General features: G+C 70.2%; 12 protein-coding genes and 1 tRNA gene. 4 read left to right on the top strand and 9 right to left on the bottom strand.

Annotated elements, in window-relative coordinates; all coding sequences use genetic code 11:
• The first annotated feature begins 12 nt into the window (after positions 1–12).
• From RBR11_RS01600 to RBR11_RS01585, 4 genes are all read left to right on the top strand, one after another.
• A complete protein-coding gene (locus RBR11_RS01600; protein WP_373889750.1) occupies positions 13–2,094 on the top strand; it encodes an alpha-1,4-glucan--maltose-1-phosphate maltosyltransferase in 2,082 nt (693 codons plus the stop codon).
• A complete protein-coding gene (glgB, locus tag RBR11_RS01595) occupies positions 2,091–4,292 on the top strand; it encodes a 1,4-alpha-glucan branching protein GlgB (protein ID WP_308487542.1) in 2,202 nt (733 codons plus the stop codon). The genes RBR11_RS01600 and glgB overlap by 4 nt, the downstream gene beginning before the upstream one ends.
• A 213-nt stretch (positions 4,293–4,505) precedes the next feature.
• On the top strand, positions 4,506–5,066 hold the full coding sequence (locus tag RBR11_RS01590) for an RNA polymerase sigma factor (protein WP_308487541.1): 561 nt from the start codon (positions 4,506–4,508) through the stop codon (positions 5,064–5,066).
• Positions 5,063–6,157 carry a DUF4349 domain-containing protein gene (locus RBR11_RS01585; protein WP_308487540.1) on the top strand — a complete coding sequence of 365 codons (1,095 nt, stop codon included), beginning with the start codon at positions 5,063–5,065 and terminating at the stop codon, positions 6,155–6,157. Before RBR11_RS01590 ends, RBR11_RS01585 begins: the two co-directional genes overlap by 4 nt.
• 6 nt (positions 6,158–6,163) lie before the next feature.
• Here RBR11_RS01585 and RBR11_RS01580 read toward each other — a convergent pair whose 3' ends face one another.
• The 9 genes from RBR11_RS01580 to RBR11_RS01540 all read right to left on the bottom strand — a co-directional run bounded on the left by RBR11_RS01580 (position 6,164) and on the right by RBR11_RS01540 (position 14,084).
• Positions 6,164–6,940, bottom strand: coding sequence for an ABC transporter ATP-binding protein (locus tag RBR11_RS01580; protein ID WP_308487539.1), 777 nt, complete (start codon positions 6,938–6,940; stop codon positions 6,164–6,166).
• A complete protein-coding gene (locus RBR11_RS01575) occupies positions 6,937–7,782 on the bottom strand; it encodes an ABC transporter ATP-binding protein (protein WP_308487538.1) in 846 nt (281 codons plus the stop codon). Before RBR11_RS01575 ends, RBR11_RS01580 begins: the two co-directional genes overlap by 4 nt.
• Positions 7,782–8,609 carry an ABC transporter permease gene (locus RBR11_RS01570; RefSeq protein WP_308487537.1) on the bottom strand — a complete coding sequence of 276 codons (828 nt, stop codon included), beginning with the start codon at positions 8,607–8,609 and terminating at the stop codon, positions 7,782–7,784. The genes RBR11_RS01575 and RBR11_RS01570 overlap by 1 nt, the downstream gene beginning before the upstream one ends.
• Complete coding sequence (locus RBR11_RS01565; protein ID WP_308487536.1) at positions 8,606–9,577, bottom strand: ABC transporter permease; 972 nt, start codon at positions 9,575–9,577, stop codon at positions 8,606–8,608. The genes RBR11_RS01570 and RBR11_RS01565 overlap by 4 nt, the downstream gene beginning before the upstream one ends.
• 37 nt (positions 9,578–9,614) lie before the next feature.
• On the bottom strand, positions 9,615–11,120 hold the full coding sequence (locus RBR11_RS01560; RefSeq protein WP_308487535.1) for an ABC transporter substrate-binding protein: 1,506 nt from the start codon (positions 11,118–11,120) through the stop codon (positions 9,615–9,617).
• 74 nt (positions 11,121–11,194) lie between these two features.
• Positions 11,195–11,929, bottom strand: coding sequence for a DUF1684 domain-containing protein (locus RBR11_RS01555; protein WP_308487534.1), 735 nt, complete (start codon positions 11,927–11,929; stop codon positions 11,195–11,197).
• Between the two features lie 536 nt (positions 11,930–12,465).
• Positions 12,466–13,203 carry a DUF2071 domain-containing protein gene (locus RBR11_RS01550; RefSeq protein WP_308487533.1) on the bottom strand — a complete coding sequence of 246 codons (738 nt, stop codon included), beginning with the start codon at positions 13,201–13,203 and terminating at the stop codon, positions 12,466–12,468.
• Positions 13,200–13,541, bottom strand: a complete 342-nt coding sequence (locus RBR11_RS01545; protein ID WP_308487531.1) for a metalloregulator ArsR/SmtB family transcription factor — start codon at positions 13,539–13,541, stop codon at positions 13,200–13,202. Before RBR11_RS01545 ends, RBR11_RS01550 begins: the two co-directional genes overlap by 4 nt.
• 470 nt (positions 13,542–14,011) lie before the next feature.
• Positions 14,012–14,084 (bottom strand) — tRNA-Glu (locus RBR11_RS01540).
• Positions 14,085–14,211: the final 127 nt, after the last annotated feature.

Here is a 14,211-nt window from a genome sequence, read left to right as displayed (position 1 = left end):
TAGGTTCAGGGTGTGTCCGAACGAACTGCCGCCGAGTCCCGTGCCGATGCCCTTCGCAGCACCGCACGGATCCCCGTCCGCGCGCTGCCGGCCACCGATGCGGCGGACGCGCAGACGGGCCGGATCCCGCTCGCGGATCCGTCGCCCGCAGCGCCCGAGGGCTTCCACCCGAAGGCCTTCGCCGGCGAGGTCGTCCCGTTCCGGGTGGTCGCGTTCCGGGACGGACACGACCGGATCGGCGTGCACCTGCGTCTGCGCACCCCGAACCGGGAGGAGAGCCTGCACCGGCTCACCCCGCTGAACGACGGCACCGACCGCTGGCAGGTCGACGTGGCCCTCGACGAGACCCACGCCTGGACGTTCCGCTTCGAGGCGTTCGCCGACGAGTTCGCCACCTGGGCGCACGCCGCCGAGGTCAAGATCGCCGCGGGCGTGGACGTCGACCTGATGCGGGCGCTCGGCGCCGGGCTCCTCGCCCGCGCCGCGACCGACAAGAACCGTCCGAAGCCGGAGCGCAAGCGGCTCGCCGCGATCGCCGAGTCGCTCGCGGATCCGGCCGGATCCGCCGAGGACGCCCTCGCGATCGCGACGGATCCCGAACTCGCCGCCCTCCTCGCGGACCGCCCGATCGCCTCGCTCGACTCGGCCACGCCGTGGCAGACGATCCTCGTCGAGCGCACGCTCGCAGGAGCCGCCGCCTGGTACGAGTTCTTCCCCCGCTCCGAGGGGGCCACCCGCACCGAGGACGGCACGATCGCGAGCGGCACGTTCACCTCCGCCGCCGAGCGCCTCCCCGCCGTCGCCGGAATGGGCTTCGACGTGGTCTACCTGCCGCCGATCCATCCGATCGGCCGCGTGCACCGCAAGGGACCGAACAACACCCTCACCGCGGGGCCGGACGATCCGGGCTCACCGTGGGCGGTCGGCGCCGCCGAGGGCGGCCACGACGCCGTGCACCCCGATCTCGGCACCCTCGCCGATTTCCGCGCGTTCGTGAAGAAGGCGAACGGACTCGGCCTCGAGGTCGCGCTCGACCTTGCCCTGCAGGCCGCCCCCGACCACCCGTGGGTGGCCGCGCATCCGGACTGGTTCACCGAACTGCCCGACGGCACGATCGCCTACGCGGAGAACCCGCCGAAGAAGTACCAGGACATCTACCCGCTGAACTTCGACCGCGACCCGGTGGGCCTGTACACCGAGGTGCTGCGGATCGTGGAGCACTGGATCTCGCAGGGCGTGCGGATCTTCCGCGTGGACAACCCGCACACCAAGCCGCTGCGGTTCTGGGAGTGGCTGATCCGCACCGTGAACACGAAGCATCCGGACGTCGTGTTCCTCGCGGAGGCGTTCACCCGTCCCGCCCCGATGCGGGGCCTCGCGGCGGCCGGGTTCCAGCAGAGCTACAGCTACTTCACCTGGCGCAACACCAAGGCCGAGCTCGAGGAGTTCCTGCGGTCGGTGTCGTACGAGACCGCCGACTACATGCGCCCGAACCTGTTCGTGAACACCCCCGACATCCTCACCGAGTACCTGCAGTTCGGCGGCAGGGCCGCCTACCGGATCCGCGCCGCGATCGCCGCCACGGGAGCGCCGCTGTACGGCGTGTACGCCGGCTACGAGCTGTACGAGAACGTCGCGCGGCCCGGGTCCGAGGAGAACATCGACAACGAGAAGTACGAGTACAAGCTCCGCGACTGGGCGAAGGCGGAGGCGGAGGGTCGTTCCCTCGCGCCGTTCCTCACCCGGCTCAACGAGATCCGCCGCGCCCACCCGGCGCTCCGCCAGCTGCGGAACCTGCGGGTGCACTGGAGCGACGACGACGCGATCCTGGTGTTCTCGAAGCACCTGGACGCACCCTTCACCGGCACGGGCGTGAACGACACGATCATCGTGGTCGCCAACGTCGACCCGCACTCCGTGCGGCAGACGACCGTGCACCTCGACACCCTCGCGTGGGGCGTCGAGCCCGGAACGGAATACGAGGTCGAGGACCTCGTGACCGGATCCGCCTGGACCTGGGCGGATCACAACTTCGTGCGCCTGGACGCCTTCACGGAGCCGGTGCACATCCTCCACGTGAAGGGGCAGCGATGAACACTGCGATTGCGATCGACCCCGGCGTGCTCGAGGCCGTGGCCTCGGGTTCGTACCACGACCCGCACTCCGTGCTGGGGGCGCACCCCCAGCCGGATCAGGGCGGCAGACGGACCACGATCGTGCGGGCTCTGCGCCCGCTCGCGAAGACCGTCTCGGTTCTCGTGGAGGGCGGCGACGAGGTGCCCCTCACCCACCTCGCCGACGGGATCTGGGAGGGCGAAGTGAGCGGCCCGCTGGGCGGCTACAAGATCTTCGCGACGTACACGAACGCGCCGGACTGGATCGCGGACGATCCGTACCGGCACGCGCCGACGATCGGCGAGCTCGACCTGCATCTCATCCGCGAGGGCAGGCACGAGCGGCTCTGGGAGGCGCTCGGCGCGCACCCCCGGGTGATCGACGGCGACCGCGGCACCGCGTTCTCGGTGTGGGCGCCGCACGCCAAGGCGGTGCGCATCGTCGGCGACTTCAACGAGTGGGACGGCCGCCTCGACGCGATGCGCTCGATGGGCTCGAGCGGGGTGTGGGAGCTGTTCCTGCCCGGTGTCGACGTCGGCGCGCACTACAAGTACGAGATCCTCACCCGGCGCGGGGACTGGATCCTCAAGGCGGATCCGATGGCGCAGCTCGCGGAGAACCCGCCGGCGACCGCGTCGATCGTCACCCGCTCCGAGTACCACTGGGGCGACGGCGCCTGGATGACCCGCCGCGCGGCGACCCACGCGGTCGCGCAGCCGATGTCGGTGTACGAGGTGCACCTCGGATCCTGGCGGCCCGGTCTCAGCTACCGCGAGCTCGCCGACGACCTGATCGGGCACGTCACGGCGACCGGGTTCACGCACGTGGAGTTCATGCCGGTCGCGGAGCACCCGTTCGGCGGATCCTGGGGCTACCAGGTGTCCGGGTACTACGCCGCGACGCACCGCTACGGCGACCCGGACGACCTGCGCCACCTGATCGACCGGCTGCACCAGGCCGGGATCGGCGTGATCATCGACTGGGTGCCGGGGCACTTCCCCCGGGACTCCTTCGCGCTGGCGAAGTTCGACGGCGAGGCGGTCTACGAGCACCCGGACCCGCGCCGCGGCGAGCACAAGGACTGGGGCACGCTGATCTTCGACTACGGCCGCAACGAAGTGCGCAACTTCCTCGTCGCGAACGCGCTGTACTGGCTCGACCAGTTCCACGCGGACGGGCTGCGGGTCGACGCGGTCGCCTCGATGCTCTACCTCGACTACTCCCGCGAGGACGGCGAGTGGGAGCCGAACGTGCACGGCGGCCGGGAGAACCTGGAGGCGATCCGGTTCCTGCAGGAGGTCAATGCGACCGCCTACCGGAAGCACCCGGGCATCATGATGATCGCCGAGGAGTCCACCAGCTTCCCCGGCGTCACGGCGCCGACCGACCACGGCGGGCTCGGCTTCGGGTTCAAGTGGAACATGGGCTGGATGAACGACTCGCTCGTCTACATCGAGCGCGACCCGGTGCACCGCTCGCACCACCAGGGCGAGATGACGTTCTCGTTCGTGTACGCGTTCGGCGAGAACTACATCCTGCCGATCAGCCACGACGAGGTCGTGCACGGCAAGGGCAGCCTGCTCTCGAAGATGCCCGGCGACCACGCCGCCAAGCTCGCGAACGCGCGGGCGTATCTCGCCTACATGTGGGGCCACCCGGGGAAGAACCTGCTGTTCATGGGGCAGGAGTTCGGTCAGCTCTCCGAATGGTCGGTGGACCGGGGTCTGGACTGGTGGCTGCTCGAACAGCCCTCGCACCTGCAGCTGCAGGAGTTCATCGGCGCGATGAACCGCACCTACCGGGCGAACGCGCCGCTGTGGGAGCGGGACCACGACAGCTCGTCATTCACGCGGATCGGGGCGCCGGAGTGGGATCCGAACGTCGTCGCCTTCGTGCGCCGCGACGCGCACGGCGGGAACCTCGCGGTGATCAGCAACTTCTCCGGCACCACCCGTCACGGCGTGCCTCTGGACCTGCCGCTCGCGGGCGGCTGGACCGAGGTGCTGAACACCGACGCGACCGAGTTCGGCGGCTACGGCCAGGGCAATCTCGGACTGGTCTACGCGACCGACGTCGAGAACGCGGCACCGCGGGCCTCGCTCACGCTGCCCGCGCTGTCGACGATCTGGCTGCGCCACCAGCGCGACCCGCACATCCCGATCGTCAGCAAGGGCTGATCCTCCTCGCTGGTCGCGACACGCCCTCTTGCGGCGCCGGAGAACGCCGGGAGGCGCCCCCCCCCACCCGAATATGGCCGGGGGGGCCGCCCCCCGCGTTTGGGCGGCGCTGCGCCGGGGGTGCCGCGACCAGCGAACGAGGAATTCGGCCGCTTCCGAGACGATCTCCGCGGTGCCGACACTCTCAGGTGAGAGACACCGAACGGAGCCGGCATGGCACACGACACAGGCGACGCGGCGCTCGTCGCGCGGGCGGCGGCCGGGAGCGAGCACGCCTTCCGCACGCTGTACCGCGCGTACGCCCGACCCGTCTACTGGATCGCGCACGGGATCCTCGGCGACGCCAGTGACGCGGAGGACGTCACCCAGGAGACGTTCGTCGTCGCGTGGCGGAAGCTGCCCGCGCTCGAGCTCGCCGGGGAGTCGCTGCTGCCCTGGCTCGCGACGATCTGCCGCTTCCAGACGGCGAACCGGCTGCGCCGGCGCCGGCGGGACGGCGCGCACACCGCGCCGGATGCGGACGAGCGGATCCCGTCGACCGTCGACGTGGAGCAGCAGGTGATCGATGCGGAGCTGGCCCGCCGGATCGCGGAGGAGCTCGGCGGCATGAGCACCCTGGATCAGGAGATCTTCCGGCTGTGCGCGACCGAGGGCTACGGCTATCAGGCCGCGGCCCGGCAGCTCGGCGTGGGCCACGGCGTCGTCCGCAACCGTCTCTCCCGCGTGCGCACTCGCCTGCGCGGCGCAGTGACCGGAACGGAGACCGCATCATGAGCACGACCCCGATCGAGCTGCCGGACCTGTCCGACGAGACGATGGACCGCATCGAGCAGGCCGTGTTCGAGCAGATCGCCGAGGAGCGGGACGGCGCCCGGACCACGACACGGCGCCGCTCCCGCCGTCGCGGCTGGCTGGCCGCCGCCGGCGTCGCCGCAGCCTTCGTCGTCGGCGTGCTCGTCACCCCGTCGCTGCTGTCCGTGACCGGCGTCGGGTCTTCCGGATCCGCCGTGTCGTCCGCACCCACGGGCGTGTCCGCCCCGAAGTCGCTCGCCGGCACCGCCAAGGACTCCGGATCCTCCTCCTCCTCCTCGTCCGCCGTCGGGTCGGCGCCGTCCGCATCCACGGCGCAGCGCGACATCGTCCGCACCGGGTCCGCCACCCTGCAGGTCAAGGACGTGCGCGCCGCCGCCGACGCGCTCGGCGCCCTCGCCGAGAAGCACGGCGGCTACGTCGAGAGCCAGCAGATCGGCTCGTCCGTGCCGCCGATCGAGGGCGGCGTCACGCCGAACGGAATCGTGTCGCCGCTGCCGCAGACCGACGGCTGGGTGACGATGCGGATCCCCGCCGCCGACCTCACCACGGTCATGGACGCCCTGCGCACCGAGGGCACGGTCGTGTCGACCTCGCTCAGCAAGGACGACGTCACCGGCACGACCACCGACCTGCGGGCGCGGGTGGCATCGCTGACGACCTCGGTGCAGCGGCTCACCCAGCTGATGGCGCAGGCGTCATCGGTGGCCGACCTGCTCGCGGCGGAGACGGCACTCACCGACCGGCAGAGTCAGCTGCAGGGGGCCGAGCAGCAGCTCAAGGACCTCGAGTCCCAGGTCGCGATGTCGACCCTGCAGGTGTCGCTCGTCCGTGAGGCCCCGGCGGCGGCGAACCCGGCCGGGTTCGGCGACGGCGTCGCCGCGGGCTGGCACGGACTGATCGTGTCGCTGAACGCCCTCGTCATCGCCGTCGGGTTCCTGCTGCCGTGGCTGGCCGTGGCGCTCGTGATCGTGCTGCTCGTCTGGGGCGTGGTGCGGCTGCGCCGGGCCGGGAAGGCGCGGGGCGCGGGCGGGAAGGCGCCCGCCGAGGAGTGATCCGGGTCAGCCCTGCGGCAGTCGCGGCACCGCGTCGATGAGCGTGCGGGTGTACTCGTCCTGCGGACCCGCCAGCACGGTCGCCGTCGACCCCGACTCGACCACGCGCCCGCCCCGGAGCACCACGACGTCGGTGCACAGCTCGGCGACGATCGACAGGTCGTGCGACACCATCACCAGGGTCATGCCGTGCTCGGCCTGCAGCCGGGCCAGCAGCCGGACGACCTCGAGCCGCGTGGACAGGTCCAGCGCACTCACCGGCTCGTCCGCCAGCAGCACCCGGGGGCGGGTGATGAGCGCGCGCGCGATCGCGATGCGCTGCCGCTGGCCGCCGGAGAACTCGTGCGGGTAGCGCAGCAGCGCGTCCGCGTCGAGCTCGACGTCCTGCAGGGCGGACACGAGCTGCGTGCGGCGATCCGGCCGGTCGCCGGATCCCTCATCGTCGAGCCAGCGCAACGGCTCGGCGAGGATCGAGTCGACCCGCTGCCGCGGATCCAGCGACGCGAACGGATCCTGGTACACCGGCTGCACGGCGCGGCGGAACGCACGCACCGAGGCGCGAGCCCCGCTCGCCGGCGCCCGTCCCTCGAAGAGCACCTGACCGGCGGTGGGCCGCAGCAGGCCGAGCAGGAGGCCGAGGATCGTGGTCTTGCCGGATCCGGACTCGCCGACGAGGCCCAGGCTGCGGCCGGTGGCGATCTCGAACGACACGTCCTGCAGCGCCGCCGGGGCGGAGCGCCGGTAGCGGTGCGAGACGGCGTCCAGCGTGAACAGCGCGGTCATCGGGGCTCACCGTCCTCTCCTGCGGGGCCTTGTTCCGCTCCGCCGGCGCTCAGCCGGTCGAGCGCCGATTCCAGCAGGCGGGCGGCGGAGACCAGCCCGCGCGTGTACTCGTGCGCGGGGGCGGCCACCAGCCGCTGCATGTCGCCGGACTCGACGGCCTCGCCGCGGCGGAGGACGACGGCCTGATCGACGATCCCGGCCACCACGGCGAGGTCGTGCGAGACGAAGACGAGCGACATCCCGTGCCGGCGCACCGACTCGTCGAGGAGCTCGAGCACGGTGGCCTGGACGGTCACGTCGAGGGCGGTCGTGGGCTCGTCGGCGAGCAGCACATCCGGGCGGCAGGCCAGCGCCATCGCGATCGCAACGCGCTGCCGCTGCCCGCCGGACAGCTCGTAGGGGAACCGTTCGAGCAGGGACTCCGGATCGGGCAGCCGCACCTCGTGCGCGGCGTCCCGCACGGCCCGGCGGAGCGCGGCGCCCTGCAGGCCCCGGTGCCGGCGCAGCGGACCGGCGATCTGCCGGCCGACGCGCATGAGCGGATCGAGCGCGGAGGACGGATCCTGGAACACCGCGGCGATGCGCGCCCCGCGCACGCGCTGCAGCCTGCGCTCCGGCGCGCCGACGATCTCCGTGTCGCCGAGCCGGATGGACCCGCTCGCCCTCAGTCCGGGCGGGAGCAGGCCGAGCAGCGCGAGCCCGGTGAGGGTCTTGCCGGATCCGGACTCGCCGATCAGCCCGAGCCGCTCGCCGGGGGCGAGGTCGAGATCGACGCCGCGGACGAGTTCGGCGCCCGTGTCGGTGACGATGCGGAGTCCGCGCACCTGCAGGTCGGCGGCCATCAGCTCCTCCCCCGCCTCGTCGGATCGAACCGCTCCCGCAGGCCGTCGGCGACGGCGTTCGCGCCGAGCACGAGCAGCGCGATCACCGCGCCGGGGATGAGCGCGCCCCACGGCGAGGTGAGCACCGTGCCCTGCGCCTCCTGCAGCAGCCGCCCGAGCGACGAGTTGGGCGGCGGGACGCCGAGGCCGAGATACGACAGCGAAGCCTCGGCCATGATCGCGCCGCCGAAGAGAACGGCGAGGTTCACGACGAGCGCGGGCCAGATGTTCGGCAGCACGTGACGGGCGAGGATGCCGAGCGTGGGCGCCCCCGAGGTGCGCGCGGCGGTCACGAAGCTCCGCGACAGCACGCCCTTGACCAGGATCCGGCTGAAGCGCGACACGACCGCGGATCCGGCGATGCCGATCGCCACGATCGCGGTGTCCAGGCCGGGACCGCGGGCGGCGACGATGAGCATTGCGAGCAGCAGGGTCGGGAACGCGATCAGCACGTCCAGGAACGAGGAGACCGCGTCGTCGATCCAGCCGGGCAGCAGGGCCGCCGTGGTGCCGATGATGATCCCGATGAGAGCCGCCAGAGCCACGGATCCGATCCCGACGAGCATCGCGATCCGGGTGCCGGCGAGCACCTGGCTGAACAGGTCGCGTCCGAGCCGGTCGGTGCCGAACAGGTGCGCGCCTCCCGGAGGGGCCAACCGGCCTCCGGAGGTGTCGTCGAGCGGGAACGGCGTCCAGAACAAGGAGACGATCGCGGCTGCCGCGAGGGCCACGAGGAGCGCCACGCCGACGGTGAGCGTGACGTCGCGCCGCCCGATCCGCCCGCTCATGCGCCAGCCGCCCTGGCCGAAATGCTGCCGCGGAGCCGCGGGTCGACGAGGCGCTGCACGACGTCGGCGAGGAAGCCGATGAGCAGCACGAGCGCCGTCGTCACGACCAGCACGCCCTGGATGCTCGGGTAGTCGTGCTCCCCCACCGCCTTGACGAGCAGCGCGCCGAGGCCGGGCAGGGTGAACACCGACTCGACGACGACCGCGCCGAGCAGGGTCGAGGCGAGCTCCATGCCGAGGATAGAGATCACCGGCACGGCGGCGTTGCGCAGCCCGTGCGCGACGAACGCGCCCGTGCGGCTCTCGCCGAGGGCGCGCGCGGTGCGCAGGTAGTCGGAGTCGAGCACGTCGAGGGTCGCCGAGCGCACGTAACGCGCGAGCGAGGCGCTCATCACCACGACGATCGTGAGGATCGGCAGCGCGAGTGAGGTGAGCGCCGCGGCCGGATCCGCCCAGTCGTCCCGCGGGAAGCCGCCCGACGGGGCCAGCCGCAGAGTCAGCGCGAACAGCCACACCGCGAGCAGACCCACCCAGAACACCGGCACCGCGATGCCGAGCTGGGTGAACGCGCCCAGGAGCACGCCGTACCAGCGCCGCGCCCGGGTGGCGGCGACCACGCCGATCACGGCAGCCAGCAGCGTCGCGATCAGGAACGAGATCAGCGCGAGCGGCAGCGTCACGGCGAGCCGCTGGGCGATGTCGCCCGCCACCGGCGCTCCGGAGGTGAACGACGTGCCCAGATCGCCCCGGAGCATCCCGCCCAGCCAGGCGACCAGCTGCACGAGCACGGGCTTGTCGGATCCGACCTGCTCGCGCGCCGCCCGGATCTGCTCCGGCGTCGCGTTCAGCGAGATCAGCGCGTTCGCCGGATCCCCCGGCAGCACCCGCAGCAGCAGGAACACCACCAGCATGCCGACGACGAACGACAGCACGAGGAAGAAGAGGCGACGCACCAGATACCGGGTCACCGCGCTCCTCTCCTCCCGGTGCGCCTCCGGGCGCGGGTCACTGGGTCTTCTCGATGCCCGCCACGAAGAACTGGGAGTTCAGACCGTGGACAGGGTACCCCTTCACGGAGCTCGAGGACACGACGATCTGCGGGGCGAGGAACAGCCAGTCGCTGGCCGCGTCGTCCGCGATCTGCGTGTTGACCTTCTTCAGGATCGCGGTCTGCTCGTCGGTCGTGGTCGCCTGCTCGGCGTCGGCGACCCACTGCACCACCTGCGGGTTGTTGTAGCCCCAGTAGAAGTTCGGGTTGCCGTACCAGACCAGGTCGCGGTCGTTGACGTGCTCCTGGAGCGTCGCCGTGAAGGCCTTCTTCTGGAACACGTTCGTGTACCACTGGTCCTCGGTGATCGGGTTGATCGTGACGGTGACGCCGATCTTCGCGAGCTCCGACTTGATGAACTCGGCGGTCGCCGGGTGCGGGTCGTACGACGGGGTGTCGATCGTGAACGCGAGGTTCGACTGCCCCGCCTGGGCCAGCAGCGCCTTGGCGGCGGCGGGGTCGTACGGGTTCACCTTGGTGAGGTCCTCGTACCACGGGTCGGTCGGCGGCACCATGGATCCGATCAGCGTGCCGCGACCGGCCCAGATCGACTCGAGGAGCTTCTTGTTGTCGATCGCCTGGGTGATCGCCTTGCGCACGCGCTTGTCGTCGAACGGAGCGACCCTGTCGTTGAAGGCGAGCAGCTCCTTGACCGTGGAGGTGTTCTCGGAGACCGTGTACGCCTTGTTGCCGGTGAACTGCTTGAGCGCGTCGGGGCTCTGCACCTGGGTGACGATGTCGACGGCGTTCGTGAGCAGAGCGTTGGAGAGCGCGGAGGCGTCGGTGAAGTACGTGAAGACGACCTCCTTGCTCTTCGCGGCGGTGCCCCAGTAGCCCGGGAAGCGCTTGAGCGAGAGCGAGGTGCCGCGCTTGAACTGGTCGACCGTGTACGGGCCGGTGCCGTCCTCGGCGGTCTTCAGGTCCTTCGCGTCGGTGTTCACGATCCACACGTACGTGAGGTTGTACGGGAACGAGATGGACCGGGACTTCAGGTGGAACACGACGGTCTGCGGGTCCGGGGTGTCCACGCTCGCGACGACGGCGAGCTGCGACTTGCGGGCGGACTGCGAGCTGTCGGCCAGCACGCGCTCGAGCGACGACTTCACGTCGGCGCTGGTGAGCGCCTTGCCGGAGTGGAACTTCACCCCGGAGCGGATCTTGACCGTGTACGTGAGGCCGTCGGCGCTGACCTGGTAGTCCGTGGCGAGCCGCTTGACGACCTTGCCGTCGTCGGTGAGCTGGAACAGGCCCTCGTACACGTTGCCGTTGAGCGCCTCGGTCACGCCCTGGCCCCCCGCGTCCACGTTGGACAGGTTGCGCGGCGCGGCGAGCGAGCCGATCTGGATGGTGGCGTCGGTGTTCGCCTTGCCGCCGCCGGCGGTGGAGCCGGAGGAGCAGGCCGTCGCGAGCACGGCGACGACGGTGAGGGCGGCGGCGACGCCGGCGATCCGGGAGATCTTCATCAAGGGGTCCTCTGCAGGGCGTTTCGGTGGTGCGGGATCCGCCGGTGCGGGCGGATCGATGTCGGGGTTTCGGGTCAGTGCGCGTCCGGGAGCGGGATCCGCTCCCCCGCGGTCACCGGGGTCGCGATGCGGTTCGCGAGCGGGGGCAGCGGGCAGTTGTACTGGTCGGAGAAGCCGCAGGGCGGCACGAACGCGCGGTTGAAGTCGAGCACGACCTCGCGCGGACCGTCCGTGCGGCCGGAGTCGTCCTGCACGAACAGGAACCGTCCGGGGCCGTAGGTGCGCTGCGCCGGGTCCTCGCTGCGGTTGGTGGGGTCGCCGAAGACGAGCAGCAGCGTGCCGCCGTCGTCGAAGGCGTCCAGGTCGTAGTCCGTGCCGTCGATGGTCACCGCAAGGTCACCGGGGACGGGCAGCTCGCGGGTGAAGCCGTTGTCGCGCAGGTGCTCGTACGGCACGGCACGGCCGCCGTCGAGGGGCGTGAACGTGCCGGTGAGGCGCCAGGCCGGGTCGTAGGCGAACGTCTCGATGCCCTCGAACTCCTGGTTGCGGAGCGACGCCGAGTCCCAGAACCGCAGGCCGCGCTCGGGCTCGCCGGTGGTGAGGTGGCGGCGGGTGAGCTCGGTCACCACGACGGTGCTCGGCAGGCCCTCCGCCGCCTGGGCGGCCGTCGTCGTGTCGCCGGGCTCCAGCCAGCGCGTCTCGATCAGAGCGAGGTTGCCCTGCGGGGAGGTCACCGCGGCGAGCCGGTCGGCCTTCCACTGGGCGTGGGCCGCCTCGGCGGACACGTCGGACGTCGGGTTCTCGGGCATCTCACCAGGGTAGGTCGCAGCGGTCACATCCATGCGAACGCATGTCACCGGGCGTAGCATTCCCGCGGCGTGCGGCCGGGCGCGTCGGTCGATGTCCCCCGGGCATGACGAAAGCCCTCCGGATTCCGGAGGGCTTTCGTTCTCACTGTGACCCCAGCGGGATTCGAACCCGCGTTACCGCCGCGAGAGGGCGAAGGGGCGAAGGGGCGACGGGATTTGGTGCCCGTTTGCGCGCGGTCCCAGTAGATCCGTGGCGTTCGAGATCGCTGCGAGCCATCCAGATCACACGAGTTCTCATACATCTGTTGCCCCTCTGTTGCCACCTCGCCAGGCACTAGACAGGCCTCGCCACCCAATGTTCCTGACCACTCCGACTTCCCACAGCTGATGGTGGCGCCTGGGATCCGAGTCAAGGGCACTGCGCGTCGGTTCGCGTTGCAGCGAAGCTGCACCCTTGACGCGGACGCTCAGGGCGCAAGGCTGCTATGCGCGTGGAGTCGGAGGAACGGCGGTCTCGGAAAGACTCGACCAATGACTCACAGCACCGAGCTTGAATCGCTTGCGACTCGCTCCGGCACAATTGCCGGCGTATCCCAGAAAAACGGAAGATCCCGCATCACGACCACGCTGTCTAGAACGGCGGCCCCTTCAGGGAGCTGGTCAAAGAACGACGATTGAACACTGATCACGCGTCCCGGTTCCACCATCCAGTCGGTCGACGTCAACTCGAGTGGCTCCACTCCCCTACCGTCCCTCCGGGGTGACCAACCGACTGCGCCGTGTTCGTGGAATGAGGAGGCCTCTTCGACGGTCGAGAACAGGGAGCTGTTCCACGGGCCACCAAGCTCCACATCGACGGCAACTCGAATTCCGCGAGCGGACATGGCCACCCGGAACCGCGATGTCGTCTCGTCGAGCGTGAATCGCGCACGTTTCTGAACTCCGGGAAAGAGCCGGCCACCCGCTAGGACGGGCAGCAGCGATGAGCTGTGACGTTCCACGATGTACACGCCGCTTCGCGTGACGCCGTCTTCGTCCCACTCAACGGCAATCCGATGAGCGACGTTCTCGCTCCGTAACCCCAATCGAGGGCGAATCCAACCGGGTCGAACCGACTGGAGCCCGATCATACAGACGCCTGCAACAGCGCTGCCGTCCACGATCTGCGGACGGAACGGTTCTGGGATCAGGGTCTGAGCCACGTCTGGATTCACTCGGTAGCTAATGAGAAGACGACGACGTACCTGCGCACGAAGTGTCTTGAACCCGCTCATGCGGTCGCGCTTTTCGCATTGCGTGCCGACGGACTGGTCCTCTTTCGCACTTCACGCATCACAATCTGCTCCGGGCACACCGTCGAAAGGAAATCCCCGACCGACAGCGCCAACCGGTCCCCGACAAGGGAATACAGGATCCGATTCCCGTCACGGCGCTCGCTCACTAGGCCCGCGTTTCGAAGCACCCCGAGATGGCGAGAAATGGTGGGGCCGGATGTAGTGAACTTCGCGGCGATCTCGCCTGCCGCAAGCTCCCCACCCTTCAGGTCCTGGAGAATCTGCCGGCGCGTGGGGTGCGCAAGCGCCTCGAAGATGTCGCTGACACTTTCTTGCATGATTCGCACTCTAGCATCTGTGCTAAGTAGCTACACAGCCCATGGCTTGTCTCCGCAAGATACTCCGTGAGGAGACACCAAAGACGAGGATCGCCATCATCGCGATCACCGACACCGACACCGTTGTGGGGTGGCAATGAGCCGCGCGCAAATCGTTGGCCCGGCGCGCGCATCTAACCCTGCATCCTCCATCAGCAGCGGAACGCGACCCGCGAGCCTTGACCTCGCCCACCCCCGCACCCGCCGCCCGACCAGCCACCCGCGGAAGAACCCGACGGGCCTGAGCTCTACGGCACCGGACTCGACGCATCCGACGGCCTCTGGTCACGGGCCGGATGGATCGGCGAGCACTGACACGCCCGACCCCATCCACTCTTTTTGGCCGATAACCCGGTGACCCCCGCGCGTCGGTCGATGTCCCCGGGCATGACGAAAGCCCTCCGGATTCCGGAGGGCTTTCGTTCTCACTGTGACCCCAGCGGGATTCGAACCCGCGTTACCGCCGTGAGAGGGCGGCGTACTAGGCCGCTATACGATGGGGCCATTCCCGCGGAACTTTTCCGTCCCGCGACAACCGTTCAAGTATGACATGCGGCCGAACGCGCGCCAAATCGAGGCGAGTCCGTCACGACTCCCGGGTGTGTCGCGCCCCGGCGGGATTACCCTCGGA

The organism is Microbacterium capsulatum (genome assembly GCF_030865425.1).
GTDB lineage: Bacteria > Actinomycetota > Actinomycetes > Actinomycetales > Microbacteriaceae > Microbacterium > Microbacterium capsulatum.
Note: the sequence above shows the minus strand (reverse complement) of the source record. Positions and strands in the feature narration are given on the sequence as shown.